The organism is Burkholderia pyrrocinia (assembly GCF_018417535.1).
GTDB classification, from domain to species: domain Bacteria; phylum Pseudomonadota; class Gammaproteobacteria; order Burkholderiales; family Burkholderiaceae; genus Burkholderia; species Burkholderia pyrrocinia_E.
Window position 1 is genome coordinate 2,434,773 of record NZ_CP070977.1, and the last position, 21,623, is coordinate 2,456,395.

General features: G+C 67.6%; 21 protein-coding genes. 4 read left to right on the forward strand and 17 right to left on the reverse strand.

The window, feature by feature from the left end; translation table 11 throughout:
* Positions 1-136: 136 nt before the first annotated feature.
* Entirely contained in the window at positions 137-784 is a 648-nt protein-coding gene (locus tag JYG32_RS11300) for a TetR/AcrR family transcriptional regulator (RefSeq protein ID WP_174383530.1), read from the forward strand.
* Between the two features lie 73 nt (positions 785-857).
* Here JYG32_RS11300 and JYG32_RS11305 read toward each other — a convergent pair whose 3' ends face one another.
* The 4 genes from JYG32_RS11305 to edd all read right to left on the reverse strand — a co-directional run bounded on the left by JYG32_RS11305 (position 858) and on the right by edd (position 5,459).
* A complete protein-coding gene (locus JYG32_RS11305; protein ID WP_174383529.1) occupies positions 858-1,361 on the reverse strand; it encodes a gluconokinase in 504 nt (167 codons plus the stop codon).
* Positions 1,362-1,374: 13 nt separating this feature from the next.
* Entirely contained in the window at positions 1,375-2,736 is a 1,362-nt protein-coding gene (locus tag JYG32_RS11310; protein WP_213263596.1) for a GntP family permease, read from the reverse strand.
* 220 nt (positions 2,737-2,956) lie between these two features.
* Positions 2,957-3,583, reverse strand: coding sequence for a bifunctional 4-hydroxy-2-oxoglutarate aldolase/2-dehydro-3-deoxy-phosphogluconate aldolase (gene eda, locus JYG32_RS11315; RefSeq protein WP_213263597.1), 627 nt, complete (start codon positions 3,581-3,583; stop codon positions 2,957-2,959).
* A 19-nt stretch (positions 3,584-3,602) separates the two neighbouring features.
* Positions 3,603-5,459 (reverse strand): phosphogluconate dehydratase, encoded by a 1,857-nt coding sequence (gene edd / locus JYG32_RS11320; protein ID WP_213263598.1) that lies wholly within the window; start codon positions 5,457-5,459, stop codon positions 3,603-3,605.
* A 293-nt stretch (positions 5,460-5,752) separates the two neighbouring features.
* On the opposite strand from edd, the gene JYG32_RS11325 reads away from it, so the two are divergent.
* Positions 5,753-6,601 carry a MurR/RpiR family transcriptional regulator gene (locus tag JYG32_RS11325; protein ID WP_174383525.1) on the forward strand — a complete coding sequence of 283 codons (849 nt, stop codon included), beginning with the start codon at positions 5,753-5,755 and terminating at the stop codon, positions 6,599-6,601.
* Positions 6,602-6,697: 96 nt separating this feature from the next.
* On the opposite strand, the gene JYG32_RS11330 is transcribed toward JYG32_RS11325, so the two are convergent.
* The 9 genes from JYG32_RS11330 to JYG32_RS11370 all read right to left on the reverse strand — a co-directional run bounded on the left by JYG32_RS11330 (position 6,698) and on the right by JYG32_RS11370 (position 16,019).
* Positions 6,698-7,120, reverse strand: a complete 423-nt coding sequence (locus JYG32_RS11330; RefSeq protein ID WP_095211718.1) for a CopD family protein — start codon at positions 7,118-7,120, stop codon at positions 6,698-6,700.
* Between the two features lie 17 nt (positions 7,121-7,137).
* On the reverse strand, positions 7,138-8,409 hold the full coding sequence (locus tag JYG32_RS11335) for a glutamate-5-semialdehyde dehydrogenase (protein WP_213263599.1): 1,272 nt from the start codon (positions 8,407-8,409) through the stop codon (positions 7,138-7,140).
* Between the two features lie 164 nt (positions 8,410-8,573).
* Positions 8,574-9,668 carry a DNA polymerase III subunit delta gene (holA, locus tag JYG32_RS11340; protein ID WP_213263600.1) on the reverse strand — a complete coding sequence of 365 codons (1,095 nt, stop codon included), beginning with the start codon at positions 9,666-9,668 and terminating at the stop codon, positions 8,574-8,576.
* An 18-nt stretch (positions 9,669-9,686) separates the two neighbouring features.
* Positions 9,687-10,238 carry an LPS assembly lipoprotein LptE gene (gene lptE, locus JYG32_RS11345; protein WP_174383522.1) on the reverse strand — a complete coding sequence of 184 codons (552 nt, stop codon included), beginning with the start codon at positions 10,236-10,238 and terminating at the stop codon, positions 9,687-9,689.
* A 38-nt stretch (positions 10,239-10,276) separates the two neighbouring features.
* Complete coding sequence (gene leuS, locus JYG32_RS11350) at positions 10,277-12,871, reverse strand: leucine--tRNA ligase (protein ID WP_213263601.1); 2,595 nt, start codon at positions 12,869-12,871, stop codon at positions 10,277-10,279.
* 293 nt (positions 12,872-13,164) lie between these two features.
* Positions 13,165-13,626 carry an ExbD/TolR family protein gene (locus JYG32_RS11355; RefSeq protein ID WP_213263602.1) on the reverse strand — a complete coding sequence of 154 codons (462 nt, stop codon included), beginning with the start codon at positions 13,624-13,626 and terminating at the stop codon, positions 13,165-13,167.
* A 24-nt stretch (positions 13,627-13,650) separates the two neighbouring features.
* Positions 13,651-14,319 carry a MotA/TolQ/ExbB proton channel family protein gene (locus JYG32_RS11360; protein WP_213263603.1) on the reverse strand — a complete coding sequence of 223 codons (669 nt, stop codon included), beginning with the start codon at positions 14,317-14,319 and terminating at the stop codon, positions 13,651-13,653.
* 18 nt (positions 14,320-14,337) lie between these two features.
* Positions 14,338-15,135: a 4-hydroxy-tetrahydrodipicolinate reductase gene (gene dapB, locus JYG32_RS11365; protein ID WP_213263604.1), complete on the reverse strand. Its 798-nt coding sequence runs from the start codon at positions 15,133-15,135 to the stop codon at positions 14,338-14,340.
* 65 nt (positions 15,136-15,200) lie between these two features.
* On the reverse strand, positions 15,201-16,019 hold the full coding sequence (locus JYG32_RS11370) for an outer membrane protein assembly factor BamE (protein WP_213263605.1): 819 nt from the start codon (positions 16,017-16,019) through the stop codon (positions 15,201-15,203).
* A 142-nt stretch (positions 16,020-16,161) separates the two neighbouring features.
* On the opposite strand from JYG32_RS11370, the gene fur reads away from it, so the two are divergent.
* Positions 16,162-16,590: a ferric iron uptake transcriptional regulator gene (fur, locus tag JYG32_RS11375; RefSeq protein WP_011350926.1), complete on the forward strand. Its 429-nt coding sequence runs from the start codon at positions 16,162-16,164 to the stop codon at positions 16,588-16,590.
* A gap of 172 nt (positions 16,591-16,762) precedes the next feature.
* Here fur and JYG32_RS11380 read toward each other — a convergent pair whose 3' ends face one another.
* The 3 genes from JYG32_RS11380 to JYG32_RS11390 all read right to left on the reverse strand — a co-directional run bounded on the left by JYG32_RS11380 (position 16,763) and on the right by JYG32_RS11390 (position 19,740).
* Positions 16,763-17,287, reverse strand: coding sequence for an ureidoglycolate lyase (locus JYG32_RS11380; RefSeq protein ID WP_174384210.1), 525 nt, complete (start codon positions 17,285-17,287; stop codon positions 16,763-16,765).
* A gap of 14 nt (positions 17,288-17,301) precedes the next feature.
* Complete coding sequence (alc, locus tag JYG32_RS11385) at positions 17,302-18,309, reverse strand: allantoicase (protein ID WP_174384211.1); 1,008 nt, start codon at positions 18,307-18,309, stop codon at positions 17,302-17,304.
* A gap of 108 nt (positions 18,310-18,417) precedes the next feature.
* Positions 18,418-19,740, reverse strand: a complete 1,323-nt coding sequence (locus JYG32_RS11390) for a C4-dicarboxylate transporter DctA (RefSeq protein ID WP_174384212.1) — start codon at positions 19,738-19,740, stop codon at positions 18,418-18,420.
* 212 nt (positions 19,741-19,952) lie between these two features.
* Here JYG32_RS11390 and JYG32_RS11395 point away from each other — a divergent pair, with 212 nt between their 5' ends.
* Positions 19,953-20,675, forward strand: coding sequence for a FadR/GntR family transcriptional regulator (locus JYG32_RS11395; RefSeq protein WP_174384213.1), 723 nt, complete (start codon positions 19,953-19,955; stop codon positions 20,673-20,675).
* A gap of 30 nt (positions 20,676-20,705) precedes the next feature.
* Here the strand turns inward: JYG32_RS11395 and cynR are convergent, their stop codons facing one another.
* Complete coding sequence (gene cynR, locus JYG32_RS11400; protein ID WP_213263606.1) at positions 20,706-21,596, reverse strand: transcriptional regulator CynR; 891 nt, start codon at positions 21,594-21,596, stop codon at positions 20,706-20,708.
* Between the last annotated feature and the right edge of the window lie 27 nt (positions 21,597-21,623).

Here is a 21,623-nt window from a genome sequence, read left to right on the forward strand (position 1 = left end):
ATCCCGGACTGTGCGAAAGCACGTATTGAAAGGTGCCGGGACACCCAATTTCTACATCGCAGAGATAATTCTACAGTGTAGAATACGCTTTCGTCAAGTTTACGGCCGGACCCGCTCCGGCCGCCAGCCCGCATCGATGAAAGACAAACCCGCCCAGGGCCCGCGCGGCCTCGACAAGGACGCGATCGTCGCGGCCGCGCTCGTGCTGCTCGAAGACGTCGGCGAAGCCGCATTCAGCGTACGCAAGCTCGCGCAGTCGGTCGGCTGCGACCCGATGAGCGTGCTGTACCACTTCAAGTCGAAGGACGGCCTGAGCCGCGCGATCGCGAACGCGCTGTCGCGCTCGCTCGTGCCGGTCGACGACGCGCTGCCGTGGCGCGAGCGGCTGCGCGATCTCGCACGCCAGTACCGCGCGCTCGCGCTGCGCCACCCTGCCGCGTTCGCGCTCCTGCAGCGCCACATGAGCACGGGCCCCGCCGATCTCGCGCACATCGAGGCCGTGCATCGCGCGCTGGTCGACGCCGGCATCCCGCGCGCGGCGCTGCCGTCGGTGTGCGTCGGCTGGTATGCGAGCGTGATCGGGCTCGCCGCCGCCGAGGCCGGCGGCCTCACGCGGCCCGCGAACGACGTGGAGCTGGAGGAAATGAACGCGTTGTCGGACACCGAGCACCCGCTCGTCAGGTCGGCCGCCCCGCTCTATGCGCAGCTCGATCCGGAGATCGTGCACGACACGATGCTCGACGTGCTGCTCGACGGCATCGCGAAGCGCGCGCACGCGGCCTGACCGGCTTGCGCGCCGCCAACGACAAAGGCGCCCCGAAGGGCGCCTTTGTCATGACGATTGCCGCGAACCGCGCTCAGTGCTGCTGCGCGATGCCGATCTTCACCATCACCTGATCGACGATCTGTTCGGGCGTCAACTCGATGCTGACCACGATCGCTTCGTCCGGGCCCGGCTCCTCGAGCGTATCGAGCTGGCTCTTCAGCAGCGACGGATCGAAGAAATGGCCGGTGCGGGTCTTCAGGCGCTCGTGCAACACCTCGAACGAACCCTGCAGATACACGAACCGCACGTCGGTGTCGGCGCCGCGCAGCACGTCGCGGTACGACCGCTTCAGCGACGAGCAGGTGAACACGGCCGTCTCGCCCGCGCGCTGCTTTTCCTCGATGGCCTCGCGGATCGCGCGCAGCCACGGCCAGCGGTCGTCGTCGGTCAGCGGAATGCCGTGGTGCATCTTTTCCTTGTTCGCCGCGCTGTGAAACGCGTCGCCGTCGGTATAGCTGCACGACAGGCGTTCCGCCAGCATTTCGCCGATTCGCGACTTGCCCGCGCCCGACACGCCCATTGCGATCAGAATCATTGACTACCCCTTGTTACAAAACCATGCTCAGCAGCAGCGTGAAGCTCAGGCCGAGCACCGAGATGATCGTTTCGAGCAGCGTCCACGTCTTGAACGTCTGGCCGACCGTCATCCCGAAATATTCCTTGATCAGCCAGAAGCCGCCGTCGTTCACGTGCGAGAAGATCAGCGAGCCCGAGCCCGTCGCGAGCACCAGCAGTTCCGGACGCACCGCCGCCCCGGACGCCGCCGCGATCGGCGCGACGATGCCGCAGGCCGTCGTCATCGCGACCGTTGCCGAGCCCGTCGCGAGACGGATCAGCGCGGCGACGAACCAGCCGAGCAGCAGCGGCGACAGGTGCGCCTGCGTGGCGGTTGCGACGATCTGCTGCGAGATCCCGCTGTCACGCAGGATACCGCCAAAGCCGCCGCCCGCGCCGACGATCAGCGTAATCCCTGCGATCGGTGCCAGGCACTCGCCGCAGAACTTCTGGATCTGGTCGCGGTTGAAGCCCTGCAGCTTGCCGAACGTGAAGAAGCTCACGAGCACGGCGATCAGCAGCGCGACGTCCGAGTTGCCGGCAAAGCGCAGCAGGTTGTTCGGTAGCGTCTTCGGCGCGAAGACCAGGTCGGCCCAGCTGCCGACCAGCATCAGGATCACCGGCAGCAGGATCGTGAACAGCGTGATGCCGAAGCCCGGCAGCTCGCGCTTCTTGCCTTCGGTGTGCGTGTCGACGAATTGCGCGGCGAGCGGGTTGTTCTCCGGCAGCTTCACGAACTTCGAGATCGTCAGCGCGAACAGCGGGCCCGCGACGATCGCGGTCGGCACGCCGACGATCAGGCCGAATGCGATCGTCTTGCCGATATCGGCGCCGTACTGCTGGACCGCGAGCAGCGCGGCCGGGTGCGGCGGGATCAGCCCGTGCACGACCGACAGGCCGGCCACCATCGGCAGGCCGACGACGAGCAGCGACTTGCCGGTACGCTTCGCGACGTTGAACGCGATCGGGATCAGCAGCACGAAGCCGACTTCGAAGAACACCGGCAGGCCGACGATGATCGCGACGAACATCATCGCCCAGTGGATGTTCTTCTCACCGAACCAGTCGATCAGCGTGGTCGCGATCCGTTCGGCGCCGCCCGATTCGGCCATCATCTTGCCGAGCATCGTGCCGAGGCCGACGACGACCGCGATGTGGCCGAGCGTATTGCCGTTGCCCGTCTCGAACGACTTGACGATCTTGTCCATCGGCATCCCGACCACCAGGCCGAGGCCGAGCGACACGATGATGAGCACCAGGAACGGATAGATCTTGAACCGCGCGATCATCACGATCAACGCCACGATCGCGATCACGGTGTAGATGAGCAGCATGCTGCCTTGGACAGCCCCCATTTGGACTCCTCCTTGGGATTATTCGAACCGGGCGGATCGTTGCGAGTATGCCCGGCTATGCAGGTCTCCGAAACAGCGGGAAGCCCCCCGCCGTCAGGACGCTGAATTTTACTTATCTTTACGGCTCGCGGATAGAACCGGTTCCATTAGCAAAAACCCTCGGTGAAACAAGCATTAAGCGCTTGTTTCCCGAGGGTCGGACTGCCATTTAGTGCAAGTCTTAGCGGGGCAACTGGCTCGCGGCTTGCGCAAGGCGCGTGACTTCGGCCCAGTCCTGCGCGGCGAGCGCGGCTTTCGGCGTGAGCCACGAGCCGCCGACGCAGACGACGTTCGGCAGCTTCAGGAAATTCGGCGCGGTGTCGACCGTGATGCCGCCGGTCGGGCAGAACTTCAGCGCCGGGAACGGGCCGTGGAACGCCTGCAGCATCGGCACGCCGCCCGCCTGCTGCGCGGGGAAGAACTTCACGATCTCGTAGCCGAATTCGAGCGCCTGGATGATGTCGCTCGGCGTCATCACGCCCGGCAGCAGCGGCAGGCCCGCGTCGAGCGACGCGAGGTGCAGGTCCTTCGTCAGGCCCGGCGACACGCCGAACGTCGCGCCCGCGCGCTTCGCCTGCGCGCAATGCTCGGGCTTCGTGATCGTGCCGACGCCGACGACGATGTCGTCCGCGAGCTGGCTTGCGCGCTGGATCGCCTCCAGGCCGGCTGGCGTGCGCAGCGTGATCTCGAGCACTTTCACGCCGCCCGCGTGCAACGCGCGCGACACGTGTTCGCCCTGCTCGACCGAGTCGAATGCGAGCACCGGAATGACCGGGCCCAGCTTCACGATTTCAGCAATCGTCTTCATCAAATTCGCTCCTTGAAATTCATGCGTCGACGCGGACGGCCGTTTCGCCGACCAGCGTCCCGAAAACCGATGCGCCCTGCTCGGCCGGCGCGGCGGCCGCGCGGAACACGCCGAACAGTTCGCGCCCGAAACCGACCTCGTTCTCCGCCTGGTACAGCGGCTGCGCGACCGGGCGGGCGTGCCACTCGGCGTCGTCGACGTCGATGTCGAGCACGCCGGCTTCCGCGTCGATCACGAGCGTGTCGCCCGTCTTCACCTTGCCGAGCGGGCCGGCCAGCAGCGCTTCCGGCGACACGTGGATCACGGCCGGCACCTTGCCCGACGCGCCCGACATGCGGCCGTCGGTGACGAGCGCGACGTGGAAGCCCTGATCCTGCAGCACGCCGAGCAGCGGCGTCAAACGGTGCAGCTCGGGCATCCCGTTCGCGCGCGCGCCCTGGAAGCGCACGACCGCGACGAAATCGCGCTTCAGCTCGCCGCGATCGAACGCTTCCTGCACGGCTTCCTGCGAATCGAACACGATCGCGGGCGCCGTCACCTTGCGGTGTTCGGGCGCGACCGCCGAAATCTTGATCACGCCGCGGCCGAGCCGGCCCTGCATCAGGCGCAGGCCGCCGTCCGGCTGGAACGGGTCGCGGATGCCGCGCAGCACCTTCGTGTCGTGGCTCTCGGCCGCGCCGTCGACCCACGTCAGCTTGCCGTCGATCAGCTTCGGCTCCTTCGTGTAGTGCGACAACCCCTTGCCGGCAACCGTCGTCACGTCCTCGTGCAGCAGCCCGCCTTCGAGCAGGTTGCGCACCAGGAACGCGACGCCGCCCGCCGCGTGGAAGTGGTTCACGTCGGCCTTGCCGTTCGGGTAAATCTTCGCGAGCAGCGGCACGACGGCCGACAGCTCGTCGAAATCGTTCCAGTCGATCAGGATGCCGGCCGCGCGCGCGATCGCGACGAGGTGCAGCGTATGGTTGGTCGAGCCGCCCGTCGCGAGCAGCGCGACGATCCCGTTGACGATCGCCTTCTCGTCGATCACATGGCCGATCGGCGTGTAGCAGCCGCGCTCGACGGTCAGGTCGAGCACGCGGCGCGCGGCCTCGGCCGTCAGCGCGGTGCGCAGCGGCGTGTGCGGATGGACGAACGCCGAACCCGGCAGGTGTAGCCCCATCAGCTCCATCAGCATCTGGTTGCTGTTCGCGGTGCCGTAGAACGTGCAGGTGCCGTGGCCGTGATACGCGGCCGATTCGGCTTCGAGCAGCGCGTCGCGGCCGACCTGGCCGGTCGCGAACTGCTGGCGGATCTTCGCCTTGTCGTCGTTCGACAGGCCGCTCGTCATCGGGCCGGCCGGCACGAAGATCGTCGGCAGGTGGCCGAACTGCAGCGCGCCGATCAGGAGGCCCGGCACGATCTTGTCGCAGATGCCGAGGCAGAGCGCCGCGTCGAACATGTTGTGCGTGAGCGCGATCGCCGTGCCCATCGCGATCGCCTCGCGCGAGAACAGCGACAGTTCCATCCCCGGGTTGCCCTGCGTGACGCCGTCGCACATCGCCGGCACGCCGCCCGCGAACTGCGCGACACCGCCGTTCTCGCGCGCGGCGACCTTGATGATGTCGGGGAAATCCTTGTACGGCGCATGCGCGGACAGCATCTCGTTGTACGAGGACACGATGCCGATGTTCGGCTCGCGGATCGTCTTGATCGCGAACTTGTCGTTGCCTTCGAGGCCCGCGAAACCGTGTGCCAGGTTCGCGCACGACAGCGCGCCGCGCGCCGGGAACTTGCCCTGCGCGCCGTCGATGCGCTGCAGATAGGCGGAACGGGTCGATTGGCTGCGGGCGATCACGCGTTCGGTGACCTTCGCCAGAGTGGGGTGCAGCGACGTCATGCTGGGCGCTCCTGTATGCCGGCCGACACCGGCGGTTGGAATCGTAGGGACGGTCGAGTGCGTCGACAGAACGAAGTCAGTCTAGTAGAAAAACTACAAGCATGCAATGCAGATCGATTCTCGCGAAACCCTTATTCCCGCCACCAGCATGGCTTTACCTAGTGAAAACCCTAATCATCGTCGCCGCAACCGCGCCGGGAGTGCCGCAATAACGCTAGTATTTTTATGTAGATTTTCTACAATTCGATTGCGATACACTCGCTCATCCGAACCCGATTTTCACGTGCCGTCCCATGCTGCCTCGCATTGAAGCGATCCGCGCCGAGTTGCGCCCGTCCGAGCGCAAGCTCGCCGACTACATCCTCGCCGCGCCGCGCGAGGTGCTCGACCTTGCGATGACCGAGCTGTCGACGCGCGCGGGCGTCAGCCAGCCGACGATCGCGCGCTTCTGCCAGGCGCTCGGCTGCAGCGGCTTTCGCGAATTCAAGATCCGGCTCGCGCAGAGCGTCGCGCCGGGCGTGTCGTCGGTGTATCGCGACGTCGAGCCCGACGAACCGGCGCCCGGCATCATCGGCAAGGTGTTCGACCGCACGATCGGCGCGCTGATCGAAGTACGCAACAGCCTGTCCGCGGGCAGCGTCGCCGACGCGATCTCGCTGCTGTCGAACGCGTCGCGGATCGAGTTCTACGGCGCCGGCGGCTCGGGTATCGCCGCGCAGGACATCCAGCACAAGTTCTTCCGGCTCGGCGTGCCGAGCGTCGCGTATTCGGATCCGCACACGTTCTCGATGTCGTCGGCGCTGCTCGGGCCGCACGACGTCGTCGTCGCGATCTCGAACACCGGCCGCACGCGCGACATCGTCGACGCCGCGCGCTCCGCGCTCGCGTGCGGCGCGAAAGTCGTCGCGATCACGCAGAGCCATTCGCCGCTCGCGAAGCTCGCGACGGTGAGCCTCGCATCGAACGTCGCCGAGGAAACGGACGTGTTCTCGCCGATGACGTCGCGGATGTCGCATCTCGCGATCGGCGACATCCTCGCGGTCGGCGTCGCGCTGTCGCGCGGTCCCGCGCTGATGGAGCGGGTCGGCCGCGCGAAGGAAGCGATCACGCGCCGGCGGATCGACGACGGCGCGAAGGATTGAAAAGCGCCGTGCAGAACCTCGCGTAAACGACAAACGGCGCCCCACAGGGCGCCGTTGCGCATGGATCGACGCCGGCAGGCTCGCCGGCCGCACCGCTCAAAACGGCTTGATCACGACCAGCGCGACCGCCGCGAGCATGCCGAGCACCGGCAACTCGTTGAACACGCGATACCACTTGTCGGTGCGGCGATTCTCGCCGCGCTCGAACACCCGCAGCAGGTGCCCGCAGTACGCATGGTAGATGACGAGCAGCAGCACGACCGTCACCTTCGCATGGATCCAGCCCTGCCCCTGCCCAATGCCGATCGCGAGCCAGAGCCACAGCCCGCAGGCCAGCGCCGGCACCGCGATCATCGTCATGAAGCGGAACAGCTTGCGCGCCATCAGCAACAGGCGCCGCACGGCGGCCGGATCGGTTTCCATGGCCAGGTTCACGTAGATGCGCGGCAGGTAGAACAGCCCCGCGAACCACGCGGCGATCAGAACGATATGGAACGTCTTGACCCAGAGCATTGCCATCGGTTGTGCGCCTCGCTTTACTGGCGGCCTTCGCCGTGCCCGAGCACGACGTACTTCAGCGACGTCAGCCCTTCCAGGCCGACGGGGCCGCGTGCGTGCAGCTTGTCGTTCGAGATGCCGATTTCCGCGCCGAGGCCGAATTCGAAGCCGTCCGCGAAGCGCGTCGACGCGTTGACCATCACGCTCGCCGAATCGACCTCGCGCAGGAAACGCATCGCGCGGTCGTGATCCTCGGTGACGATCGCATCCGTGTGATGCGAGCCGTAATGGTTGATGTGCTCGATCGCGGCGTCGAGGCCGTCGACGACCTTGATCGCGAGCACCGGCGCGAGATATTCGGTGTGCCAGTCTTCCTCGGTCGCATCGACGAGCGGACCGACGCCCGCCTCGGCGAGCACCGCGCGCGCGGCCGCATCGACGCGCAGCTCGACCTGCTTGTCGCGATACAGCTTGCCGAGCGGCGGCAGCAGCTTCGCCGCGATGCCGCTCGCGACGAGCAGCGTCTCCATCGTGTTGCAGGTGCCGTAGCGGTGCGTCTTCGCGTTGTCGCAGACGGTGAGCGCCTTGCCGAGATCGGCGCGATCGTCGACGTACACATGGCAGATGCCGTCGAGGTGCTTGATCATCGGCACGCGCGCCTCGTTGATCAGGCGCTCGATCAGGCTCTTGCCGCCGCGCGGCACGATCACGTCGACGTATTCGGTCATCGTGATCAGCTTGCCGACCGCCGCGCGATCGGCGGTTTCGACGACCTGCACCGCGTCCTGCGGCAGGCCGGCCGCCGCAAGCCCTTCGCCGATCAGCTTCGCGAGCGCCGTGTTCGATTCGAGCGCTTCGGAGCCGCCGCGGAGGATCGTCGCGTTGCCCGACTTCAGGCACAGCGCGGCCGCGTCGATCGTCACGTTCGGGCGCGACTCGTAGATGATGCCGATCACGCCGAGCGGCACGCGCATCTGGCCGACCTGGATCCCGCTCGGGCGGTACTTGAGGTTGCCGATCTCGCCGATCGGATCGGCCAGCGACGCAACCTGGCGCAGGCCTTCGACCATGGTCTTCAGCGCGTTGTCGGAGAGCGTCAGGCGGTCGACGAACGCAGCATCGAGCCCTTTTTCACGGGCGCGGGCGACGTCGCGCGCGTTCGCGTCCTTCAGTGCCTGCGCGTCGCGTTCGATCGCACGGGCCACGGCGTCGAGCGCCGCGTTCTTCGCGGCCGTGCTGGCGCGCGCCATCGCGCGGGAAGCCTGCCGGGCGCGGCGGCCCAGGTCGGTCATGTACTGATCGATATCCATCGTGTGACTCGAGAAGCGAGCCGCGCTGGGCGGCATGAATTCGTGGGGAGCGTGGGGCTGCCATCCGCGGGACGGCCATCCGGGCGCGGCGGCCGACAGGCCGCCCCGACTATCGAAACATTGTAAGCGGGTTGCGCGGCGTGCGCTGAAGGCCCGAACGGGACTTAGCGTCGCACGCGACCCGCGGTCGGCGGTCGCTCGCCGCGCGCGCCCGCGACAGTCATCGCGAGCTGGAACAGCCCGTCCCACGGATCGGGCGGCGGTTCGTCCTGCGTGCGGCGGCCCGGCGCGACGGCCGTGAGCCCCTTGACCTGCCGGTCGAGCTTCGCGGCAAACGCGAGCGCCTTCTCGAGCACGGGTTCCGACACGCGGTTCAGCGCGGGACCGATCAGCCGCTCGCGCGGGCCCCACACGCGGTTCTCGCGCAGCAGCGTCGCCAGCGGCTTGCCGGCGGTCGCGCCGCGCTTGATCCGCAGCAGCGTGCGCAACTCCTCGACGACAGCCCACATCACGAGCACGATCGCCTCGCCCTCGCCCTTCAGCCCGTCGATCATCCGCGCGAGCCGCGCGGCGTCGCCGGCGAGCATCGCTTCGTTCAGCTTGAACACGTCGTAGCGGGCGACGTTCAGCACCGCATCGTGCACCTGCTCGAACGACAGCGCGCCCTGCGGATACAGCAACCCGAGTTTCTGGATTTCCTGGTGCGCGGCGAGCAGGTTGCCTTCGACGCGCTCCGCGATGAACTGCAGCGCGCGCCGCCCGTCGTCGCCGGCCGCGACGCGCTGGCCCTGCATCGACAGACGCTGGCCGATCCAGTTCGGCAGTTGCGCGCGGTCGACCGGATCGATCTTCAGCGCGACGCCGCCGTTCTGCAGCGCGGTAAACCACGCGGATTTCTGCGTGGCCGCGTCGAGACGCGGCAGCGTGACGAGCATCAGCGCATCGGGATTGGGCGTGGCCGCGAGCGTCTTCAGCGCGTCGGCGCCTTCCTTGCCGGGCTTGCCCGACGGAATGCGCAACTCGATCAACTGGCGCTCGCCGAACAGCGACATCGCCTGGGTCGCGCCGAGCAGCACGCTCCAGTCGAAGCCGCGCTCGACCGTATGCACCGAACGTTCGGTGAAGCCGGCCGCGCGCGCGGCCGCGCGAATGCGGTCGCACGCTTCCTGCGCGAGCAGCGGCTCGTCGCCGTAGACGGTATAGAGCCCGGCCAACCCCTTCGCGAGGTGCGGCTCCAGCGCATCAAGTCGCAATTGCATCGGTGCGTGCGCCGTCGATCAGAGCGGCGGCGGCGGCAGCGGCGCGCGCGGCGCGACGCCCGGCACCACGTCCTCCGGCGCCGGCGCCAGCGAGTGGACGATCGCGAGACGCCTCATCAACTGGTCGACCGCATCGTTCTGCATGTCGCCGTACAGGATGTCGGCTTCCTGCGCCTTCGCGTTCGTGTACTGGTCGCTGTACGTCATCGCGCGGTTCAGCGCGATCGCGCTCGGCGGGATCAGCACGGTGCCGTCCTTGCTCGTCAGCGTGTAGTTCAGCGTATAGAACAGCGCGTATTCCTGCGCCGAACCGTACTTGTTGAGCGTCAGCGTGTTCTGCCCGCGCGACTCCCACATGCGCAGCACGGCGTCGGCGTCGTCCGCCGACTTGACGATCTTCGTGTCGCTGCCGGCCTCGACGAGGCGCGTCAGCCGCGCCTCGACGGGTGCCGGCGCGCCGGCCACCAGCAGGTGCTTGAACGCATAGTCCTGCTGGCCGCGCAACTGGAAGCCGCATGCCGACAGCGCCACCGCGCTGCCGACGAGCATCAAAAACGATCTGCGGATCACCTTCGCTCCTTCTGGGTACGTCCGACGGCCGGCGGCCGTCAGACGACGATGTTCACGAGGCGGCCCGGCACGACGACGATCTTCTTCGCCGGCTTGCCGTCGCCGAACTTCGCGAACGCGTCGTCGGCCACCGCCGCGGCTTCGATCGCCTCGCGGCTCGCGTCCTTCGCGATCTTCAGCGCGCCGCGCACCTTGCCGTTCACCTGCAGCACGAGTTCGATCTCGGCCTGCTCGAGCGCGGCCTCGTCGACCTTCGGCCACGGCGCATCGAGCAGCGGGCCGAATTCGTCCGCGTAGCCGAGCGCCTTCCACAGCTCGAACGTGACGTGCGGCACGACCGGGTACAGCACGCGCAGCAGCACGCCGTACGTTTCGCGCAGCACGCCGGGCGTCGCGCCCTTCGCGCCGTCGACCGCGTTCAGCATCTTCATCGCGGCCGACACGACCGTGTTGTACTGCAGGCGCTGGTAGTCGAAATCGGCCTGCTTCAGCACGCTGTAGATCTCGCGGCGCAGCGCCTTGTCGGTTTCGCCGAGCGCGGCCGCATCGAAGCCCGCGCGCGCGGCGAGCGCTTCGCGGTTCGCATGGCCGAAGCTCCACACGCGGCGCAGGAAGCGGCTCGCGCCTTCGACGCCCGCGCCCGACCACTCGAGCTGCTGCTCGGGCGGCGCGGCGAACATCGTGAACAGGCGCGCGGTATCGGCACCATACAGGTCGATCAGCACTTGCGGATCGACGCCGTTGTTCTTCGACTTCGACATCTTCTCGATGCCGCCCAGCACGACCGGCTGGCCGTCCGCGTTCAGCGTCGCGCCGACCGGGCGGCCCTTCTCGTCGAACGTGACGGTCACGTCGGCCGGGTTGTACCAGGTCTTCTTGCCCGATGCGTCTTCGCGGTAGAACGTCTCGTTCAGCACCATCCCCTGCGTCAGCAGGTTCTTCGCCGGCTCGCCGAACTTCACGAGGCCGAGGTCGCGCATCACCTTGGTCCAGAAGCGCGAATACAGCAGGTGCAGGATCGCGTGCTCGATGCCGCCGATGTATTGATCCATCGGCATCCAGTAGTCGGTGCGTGCGTCGACCATCGTCTCGGCGTCCGGCGCCGTGTAGCGCGAGAAGTACCACGACGAATCGACGAAGGTATCCATCGTGTCGGTTTCGCGCTTCGCGGCCGCGCCGCACTTCGGGCACGTGCAGTTCAGGAACGCTTCCGACTTCGCGAGCGGGTTGCCCGAGCCGTCCGGCACGAGGTCTTCCGGCAGCACGACCGGCAGATCCTGCTCCGGCACCGGCACGTCGCCGCACGACGGGCAGTGGATGATCGGGATCGGCGTGCCCCAGTAGCGCTGGCGCGAGACGCCCCAGTCGCGCAGGCGCCACGTGACCTGCTTGTCGCCGAAGCCGCCGGCCTTCAGGTCGGCCGCGATTGCATCGACCGCCGCGCCGTACGCGAGGCCGTCGTACTTGCCGCTGTTGATGCAGGCCGCAACTTCCTTGTCGCCATACCACTCCTGCCACGCGTCGAGCGAGTACGTCTGGCCTTCGGCCGCGATCACCTGCTTGATCGGCAGGTCGTATTTCTTCGCGAACGCGAAATCGCGCTCGTCGTGCGCGGGCACGCCCATCACCGCGCCTTCGCCATAGCTCATCAGCACGTAGTTGCCGATCCACACCTCGACCGGCTCGCCCGTCAGCGGATGCGCGACCGAGAAGCCGGTCGCGACGCCCTTCTTCTCCATCGTCGCGACATCGGCCTCGGCGACGCCGCCGCGCTTGCATTCGTCGATGAACGCCAGCAGCTCGGGCTTGTCCTGCGCGAGGCGCGTGGCGAGCGGGTGCTCGGCCGCGACCGCGCAGAACGTAACGCCCATGATCGTGTCGGCGCGCGTCGTGAACACGCGCAGCAGCTTCTTCTCGCCGTCGAGTTCGTACGGGAAGCCGAAGTTCACGCCGAAGCTCTTGCCGATCCAGTTCTGCTGCATGATCTTCACGCGCTCGGGCCAGCCGAGGCCGTCGAGATCGTTCAGCAGCTCATCCGCGTACTGCGTGATCCGCAGGTAGTACATCGGGATCTCGCGCTTCTCGACGAGCGCGCCCGAACGCCAGCCGCGGCCGTCGATCACCTGCTCGTTCGCGAGCACGGTCTGGTCGACCGGATCCCAGTTCACGGTGCCCGTCTTCTTGTACGCGATGCCCTTCTCGAGCATCTTCAGGAACAGCCACTGGTTCCACTTGTAGTAGTCGGGCTTGCACGTCGCGATCTCGCGCGACCAGTCGATCGCGAGGCCCATCGACTGCATCTGGCCCTTCATGTACTCGATGTTGTCGTAGGTCCACTTCGCCGGCGGCACGCCGTTCGCCATCGCGGCGTTTTCGGCCGGCATCCCGAACGCATCCCAGCCCATCGGCATCAGCGTGTTGTAGCCGTTCATCCGCAGATAGCGGTACATCACGTCGTTGATCGTGTAGTTGCGCACGTGACCCATGTGCAGCTTGCCGGACGGGTACGGCAGCATCGACACGCAGTAGAACTTCGGCTTCTGCGAATCTTCCTTCGTCTTGTAGGCATCGGCTGCGCGCCAGTCGCCCTGGGCGGCGGCTTCGACGTCGGCGGGTACGTATCTCTCGTGCATGGTGTGGTTCGGACTAGGCTTTAAGCGGCGCGACGGCTCGCGCGCAGGAGTGGATCGAAAATCGTGCTTGCCCGGCGGACATGCAGGTTCGCTGTTGCCGGACCCGTTCACGGTTTCCGGGTATTTTCCGGGTAACCCGAAGCATGCCCGGGTAGCCTGGAAAATTCCGGGTTACCTGAATAAGCCTGCCAACCGGGAAAAACGTTGATTATACCGCCCGCGCCGGCCCATTCGGCCGGTCTCGCGGCGTACGGCCGATCCCGCGGCGGGCACGGACCGGCCGGAAGATCCGCTCAGCGGTTCGCCGGCACGGCAGACGGCGCGACGGAACCGCCCGCCTGCGGCGGCACGTCGGTCACGAAGCCGATCCGCGTGAGGCCCGCGGCCTGCGCGGCGCCCATCACCTGCGCGATCACGTCGTAGCGGGTCGCGCGCGACGCACGCAGCCGCAGCTCGGGCGGCGCGCTGCCCGCGGCGGCGGCCCGGAACCGCGCGGGCAGCGCGTCGAGCGCAACCGGCGCGTCGTCCCAATACAGCGTGCCAGCGTCGTCGATCGACAGCGTGACGGATTGCGGCGTGTCGCGCGCGACGCTGGCCGCGACCTTCGGCAGGTCGAGCCGGATCGCGTGCGTCATCAGCGGCGCGGTAATGATGAAGATGACGAGCAGCACGAGCATCACGTCGATCAGCGGCGTCATGTTGATTTCCGCCATCGGCGCGGAGGTCTTGTGGTGCTCGAGTCCGCCGAATGCCATGGTCATTCCTCCTTGGCTTGCGCGTCAGTCGCCCTGCGCGCACACGAATACGTGCAGGTCGCGTGCGAAGCCGTCGAGCTCCTCGGCGAGTTGCCGCACGAGCCGCCCGAGGATGTTGTAGGCCAGCACGGCCGGAATCGCGACGACGAGCCCGAACGCGGTCATGATCAGCGCCTCACCGACCGGCCCCGCGACGTTCTCGATCTGCGCCTGCCCGCTCGCGGCGATGCTGCCGAGCGCGTGGTAGATGCCCCACACGGTGCCGAGCAGCCCGACGAACGGCGCGGTGCTGCCGATCGACGCGAGCAGCACCTGGCCGAATTCGAGACGCCGCTGCGAGCGCAGCATCGCATGGCGCAACGCGCGCAGCACGCGTTCGTTGCGCTCGACGCGCGCGGCCAGCGCGGCCGGATCGTGGTCGTCGGCCGCGTCGCGCGCGGCTTCGGCGAGCGGCACGAACACGCGCTCACGGTCGGCGCCGGCGAGCGCGGCAATGCCCGCATCGAGCGACGGCGCGCGCCAGAACGCGACGAGCGCGCGCGGCCCCTGCCGCTTCGCGCGGACCAGCAGCCAGGCTTTCATGAAGAGGAAGCACCAGCTGGCGACGGACATCGCCAGCAGCACATAGGCGACCGCATGCGTGATCGCATCGCCGCTTTCGAGGTAGTGGACAACGCCGGTGGGAATCGCCATCGGAGTTTCCCCGTTGTGTCAGCGCAGGCCGAGCACGTCCTGCATGTCGAACAGGCCGGCGCCGCGCGCCGACAGGAAACGGACCGCGCGCAGCGCGCCCTGCGCGTACGACACGCGGCTCGACGACTTGTGCGTGATCTCGATGCGCTCGCCGATCCCGGCGAACAGCACGGTGTGATCGCCGACGATGTCGCCGCCGCGCACCGCGGCAAAGCCGATCGACGACGGATCGCGCTCGCCCGTCACGCCATGACGGCCGTACACCGCGCAATCGTCGAGCGAGCGCCCGAGCGCGCCGGCGACGGCTTCGCCCATCATCAGCGCGGTGCCCGACGGCGCGTCGACCTTGTGGCGGTGATGCGCCTCGATGATCTCGATGTCGTAGCCGTGCGAGAAATGCTTTGCCGCGAATTCGAGCAGCTTCAGCGTGACGTTCACGCCGACGCTCATGTTCGCCGCGAACACGATGCCGATCTTGCCCGCAGCGGCCTGCAGTTCGGCCTTCTGCTCGGCGGTGAAGCCGGTCGTGCCGATCACGAGCTTCACGTCATGGCGCAGCGCGGCCTCGATGTGCGCGATCGTGCCTTCCGGACGCGTGAAATCGATCAGGTAGTCGGCCTGCGCGAACACGGCGTCGAGGTCGTCGGTCAGCTTGACCCCGGTTTCCTTGCCGAGGAACGCGCCGGCGTCCTGGCCGAGGAACGGCGAATCGGCGCGGTCGAGCGCGCCGACGAGCTGTGTGTCGGGATCGTTGAGAACGGCTTCGATCAGCATCCGGCCCATTCGGCCCGATGCGCCGGCAATCGCAATCTTCATGGCTTTCTACACGACAGGTCTAAAGGCGGGCGGCGCAAGCCGCCCCGTTTCCGCACGCCGGCCGCTTACTGCGACTGGGCCGGCGCGGTGATCGGCTGGTTCTGCAGCGTGTCCGAGCCTTGCGGGCCGACCGGCGGCGACGCCTCGTTCGACACGTTCGGCTGCGGCGGACGATGGAACTGGAACTGCGGCTGGATCGCCGGCACCGCGCCCGGCGGCTGGCCGCCCGGCACCGGCGCGCCGCCGGAAGCCTGGCTGGACGGCGCGAAGCGACGTGCGTTCGAGCCCTGCCCCGACACCTGGTTGGTCGCGCGGTTTGCCGCGCGCGCCGCCTGTGCGTTCGCATCCTGGTCGACCACCGCGCCGGACGCCGGCGCGGCGGCCGGGCTGGCGACAGCCTCCGCCGCAGGCGCGCTCGCCGCTTGCGCAGCGCGCGCGGCAGCGGCCTCGGAAGCGGCCTTCGCCGCCGCGGCCGCCTTCGCCTTCTTGCCGCCGCGGTCGCCGTCGATGTCGGCCAGCAGGTCGAGCTCGGACGGCAGGTTGTCGGCGCCGGTCCAGCCCGCAAGGCGATCGCCCGAGAACGTCACGACGAGATCGCGCTGCTGGACGATCGCCGTCGAGCCGCGCTTGAAGTAGAAGAGGTAATCCCAGCGGTCGGCGTGGAACATGTCCGCCAGCAGCGGCGTGCCGAGCAGCGCGCGCACCTGCTCGCGCGTCATGCCGACCTGCAGTTGTGCGGCTTTCTCCTGCGACACGAAGTTGCCCTGCACGACGGTGATCCGATAGGGCGTGATGCTCTGCGCGATACGCTGCGTCACGCTGTCGTACGACGAACAACCAGCCAGCGCCGCAATGGCGGCGGCAGCGATGATGGCACTCCGCATGCGACTCCTCTGAAAGTGCGAAAGCGATTCTGGGATCATTTCCTTCACCATGCTGGCCCGCGTCGCAGGCCGCGCGTGTATCTGGAACGGCGAAAAGCCGGTAACATTGAAGCCCTGCATTGTACTCTAGGGATGCCTAGCCATGACCAATCCGACGGATCTCAAGAATATCGGGCTAAAGGCCACCCTACCGCGCCTCAAGATTCTCGAGATCTTCCAGCAAAGCCCCGTACGCCACCTGACGGCCGAAGACGTCTACCGCAACCTGCTCAACGAGCAGCTCGACATCGGGCTGGCCACCGTCTACCGCGTGCTTACCCAGTTCGAGCAGGCCGGCCTGCTCACACGGAGCAACTTCGAATCCGGCAAGGCCGTGTTCGAACTGAACGAAGGCTCGCACCACGATCACCTCGTGTGCCTCGATTGCGGCCGCGTCGAGGAATTCTTCGACGCCGAGATCGAAGGCCGCCAGCAGGCGATCGCGAAGGAGCGCGGCTTCCGGCTCCAGGAGCACTCGCTCGCGATGTACGGTTCCTGCACGACCGAGAACTGCCCGCACCGCAAGCACTGAATCGCGCCACCCGCGCACGAAGCACGGCCCGGCCGGCATTTCGCCGCCCGGGCCGTGTTCTTTTCGGGATCGCGCCGCGCGTCGCGCGCGGACCGGTTCGGAACGCTTACGAACGCCCTTCGGCGATTTCACGCAGCCCGCGACCGGAACCCGACCCCGGCTGCGCGCCGCATCAGGTCGTGCTCGCGCAGGCCGGCTCGAATTCGAGCGCCCACGCGCGGTCGAGCGGGATCTCGTCGCAGTTCGGCTGCGGGCCGCCGCGATCGACGATCACGAAATCGCTGACCGCGTCGAGCGCGAGCAGCGGATGGTGCCAGACGCCCTTCGCATAGTTCACGCCCTGCCAGCCAACGGCCAGGAACGCGCGCATCGCGTCGGGCCGGAATTCGCCGGCCGGCGCGACGACGATCGCGTAGCGCGACACGGCAGCAAGCGGGATGAACGCCTGGCTGCCGTGCGGATGGCGCTCCATCAGCGTGACCGCGACCGGCAGCGCGCGCGGCTGCGCGCGAAACACGCTGACGAGCGGCCGGCCGCCGTCCGCGCAAACGTCGATCGTCGCGAGATCGTGGAAGCGCTCGGTCGTGCCGCCGTTGATCGGGAAATGCCGTGCGCCTTCGAGCGCGATCACGTCGCCGAACGGCGCGAACGCTTCGCGGGTCAGACGCTCGACGCGCAGGATATGGGGTCCGCTCATGCCGTTGCCCTCCTTCAAGCCGGCTCGCCCCACAGACGCAGGCGCGACACGCCGCCGTCCGGGAAGATGTTGAAACGCACGTGCGTGACGGGGCCGAGCGCCGCGAGCTGGTCGAACGCATGCACATGGTCCATCGACAGCTTCTGCTCGCCGAGCAGTTCAGCCCAGAACATCGCCTGCGTGACCAGCGAATCGTCGGTGCCGCCCGCGACCCGCGCGGCCTGCAGCGAGCAGCGGTCGGGGAAGTTGCCCTTGAAGAACGCCGTATCGACCTCGACGCGCCGGATGATGCCCGGCCGCGCGAGCGCGACGATCGCCCAGTCGTTGCCGGGCTCGCGGCGGCGCCGCGTTTCCCAGCCGTCGCCCATGTTCGCGCCGCGCCCCGGCATCAGCATCTGCGATGCCGGACCGAAGTGCTGGTTGTTCGCGGCCACCAGATAACCGCCGTTCTCGATCGCCGCGAGATCGACGAGTTCGCCGGCCGGCACGTGGCGCCAGTCGCGCTGCGGCTGGCCGTACACGCGCAGCCGCGCGAGCCCGCCGTCCGGATACAGGTTCACGCGCAGGTGCGTGACCGGCTGCGCGTCGTCGACGCTCACGTAGTGATGCGAATTGCCCTGCAGCGTCGTCGCGGGGACGATCGTGCGCCACTCGGCGTCGTCGGGCGGCGTGTCGCCTTCGGCGTTGCACGCCTCGATCGACGCGGCCGGCGGGAAATTGCCGGTGAAGTGGCTCGTGTCGAGATCGACGCCGAAAATCACGCCCGGCCGCGCGAGGCGGACCACGCAGAAGTCGTGGCCGGTCGTGCGCTTGCGGCGCGTTTCCCAGCCGTCCATCCATTTGCCGTGGTCGTCGTACTTGCCGGGAATGAACACGGCCGGCTCGGGATTCAGCATGCGCTCCTTCGGCGCGAAGAATTCGTCACTCGCAAACAATGCCTGCGCACCGAGGCGCGGGTCGGCGAGGTTCATGTAACGCCGCGTAAACGCCGGCGCATTCGGATCGAGGATGGGGGCTGCCATGTCGTCTCCACAGTTTTGAAAAGCGCCGGCGCATCGAGGCGCCGGCCGCATGTCTTTCGATCGCGCGGGACTACCGGGACAGAGACTGCCCCGCGCGGCAGGTCGCGCTCAGAGCGCGTGGGCCTGGTCGCCGGCGACCGGCGCCGTGCTGCCTTCCTCTTCGGCCGGCACGTAGCGCAGCTCGCGGTTCAGCACGCGCGTCGCGCGGGCGCGGTCGATGTCGTTCTCCCATACTGCGACGACGACCGTTGCAACGCAGTTGCCGATCAGGTTGGTCAGCGCGCGGGCGATGCCGACGAACCAGTCGACCGGCAGGATCAGCACGAGGCCGAGCACCGGAATCGCCGGGATTGCCGACAGCGTCGCCGCGAGGATCACGATCGCCGAACCCGGGATGCCGTGCGCGCCCTTCGACGTGACCAGCGACACGAGCAGCACGACGATCAGGTCATGCGTCGACAGCGGCGTGTTGGTGGCCTGCGCGATGAACAGCACGGCGAGCGTCAGGTAGATCGAGAAGCCGTCGAGGTTGAACGAATAGCCGGTCGGGATCACGAGGCCGACCGTCGAATCCTTGACGCCCATGTATTCGAGCTTGCGCATCACCTGCGGCAGCACCGCATCCGACGACGCCGTGCCGAGCACGATCGACAGTTCCTCGCGCAGGTAGCGGATCAGCTTGAACACCGAGAAGCCCGCGAGCCGCATCACGATGCCGAGCACGACCGTCACGAACACGAAGCAGCTCAGGTAGAACACCGCGACCAGGTAGCCGAGCTGCTTGAGCGACGAGACGCCGTACTTGCCGGTCGTGAACGCGATCGCGCCGAGCACGCCGAGCGGCGCGAGCTTGATGATGAAGCCGATGATCCGGAAGAACACGTGCGACAGTTCCTCGATCAGCGAGTTCACGCGCTGCGCCTTGTCGCCGAGCAGCGACAGCGCGGAGCCGAACAGCACCGCGAACACGAGGATCTGCAGGATGTCGCCCTTCGCGAACGCGTCGATCGCGGTCTCGGGGATGATCTTCATCAGGTAGCCGGCCGTGTCCTTCAGGCTTTCGGCGTTCTTCGCATACGACGCGAGCGACGACGCGTCGAGCGAGCGCAGGTCGATGTTCATCCCGACGCCCGGGCGCGTGAGCCACGCGAGCACGAGGCCGATGCCGAGCGCGAGCGTTGTCATGATCTCGAAGTAGATGACGGCCTTCAGGCCGACCCGGCCGACCTTCTTCAGGTCGCCCGCGTTCGCCATCCCGCTGACCACGACGCAGAACACGATCGGGCCGATGACCATCTTGATGAGCTTCAGGAAGCCGTCGCCGAGCGGTCGCAACGACTCGGCGAAATGCGGGAAGAACGCGCCGAGCGCGACCCCCAGGATCAATGCGACGACTACTCGGCCAAACAGCGAATTAAGGAATTTCGACACGGCGCTCTCCCGATCCAACGGTTGCAGTTTCGTCTGTTCATACTGGTAAGACCAGTGATGTTATGGTGGATAGTAGGAAGCCGATATAGTGGCGTCAAGGACGGACTAAATAGGGATTTCCCACCCCTCCACCGCCGTCCGGCGGCCCCGAAAGCGGGCCTGATCGTGGCTTTCCCGTAGTGCGCTCATGCACCGCGCATGGGCGGATTACAATACCGGTCAGACCGGCCATCGTTCACATCATGAAAAATGTTCCGCATACCGTGACCGACGCCGCCATCGCGACGATCCGCGACCGGATCGAGGCAGGCGTGTATCCGGTCGGCAGCCTGCTGCCGGCCCAGCGCCAGCTCTCCGAGGAGCTGGAGATCAGCCGTGCGTCGCTGCGCGAGGCGCTGTCGACGCTCGAGGCGCTCGGGATGCTGCGCATCCGCGCGGGCAAGGGCGTGTACGTCGAAAGCGCGCAGGCAACGGCCGCGCACGCGTGGCGGTTCGCCGAGCAGTCGTCGCCGCCCGACACGTACCAGATGCGCTATGCGCTCGAAGGGTTCGCCGCGCGGATGGCCGCGCACGTCGTCAGCGACGACGACATCGCGTGGTTCGAGGACAACCTCGCCGACCTGCACGTCGCGCTGACCGACAGCGCGCTCGACGAGGCGTCGCAGCTCGACTTCGACTTCCACATGCGGATCATTCATCTCGCCGGCAACGCGGCGATCGAATCGGTCCTGCGCAGCAGCGCCGACATCATGAAGGAAAGCCAGCGCATGCCGTTCTACCGGCGCGAACTGCTGCTGTCGACGTGGCACGAGCACCGCGCGATCGTCGATGCGCTGATCGCGCGCGATGCCGCCGCCGCGGGCACCGCGATCGAAACGCACATCGCGAACGCCGCGCAGCGCGCGGGCATCTTCTTCCCGACACCGGGCGCGTAACGCGCCCGGGCCACCGTCCGGTCGTACCGGTCAACCTCCCGACGGATCGCGATACGCGAGCGCGCGCTCGATGAACGCGCGCGCCGCGACGCTGCGGTACGCACCCTTGCGCGTCAGCAGCGCGGCCGTGCGCGTCGGCAGCGGCGGATCGATCTCCAGCGCGCACAGGTCGCCGCTCTCGCGCGCGACCGCGTCGGGCAGCACCGTCGCGAGCCGTCCGCACCGCACGAGTTCCAGCACCGCGCTGATCGTATTCGTCTCGATCGCGATCTTCGGCTGCGCGCCATGCTCGATGAAATACCGGTCGATGCTCTCGCGCGTCGCGAACGCGCGGCTGAGCAGCACCAGCGGCTCGCCGCCGAGCTCGGCCGGCGTCAGCGCGCGGCGACGCCGCGCGAGACGGTGCGTGCGGCCCGTCACGAGCGCAAGCGGTTCGTCCCACAGCGGCAGCGCGTCGATGTCCGGCGCGCGCGACGGCACGAACGCGAAGCCCGCGTCGAGCCGGTCGTCGGCGAGCAGCGCCTCGATGCGCTCCTGCGGCATCGCATCGATCGTCAGCGCGACGTTCGGAGATTCGGCATGAAACGCGTCGATCAGCGAGCCGCTCAGGTAGGCCGCGAAGGTCGGCATCATCGCGAGCCGCAGCGAACCGCTGCCGAGATCGGCGACGTCGTGCAGCGCGCGCTGCCCCGTATCGAGCTCATGCAGCGCGGCGCGCGCGTGGCGCGCATAGACCTCGCCGAATTCGGTGAGCTGCACCGCGCGGCCCGAGCGGTCGAACAACTGCACGCCGAGCGTTTCCTCGAGCTGGCGGACCTGCTGCGACAGCGTCGGTTGCGACACGTGCAGCGCGTCGGCCGCGCGCGTGAAACTGCGCTGCTCGGCGACGGCCAGGAAATAGCGGATGTGGCGGAGAAGCATCGCGGCCAATGTATTGGTTTAGCCAAT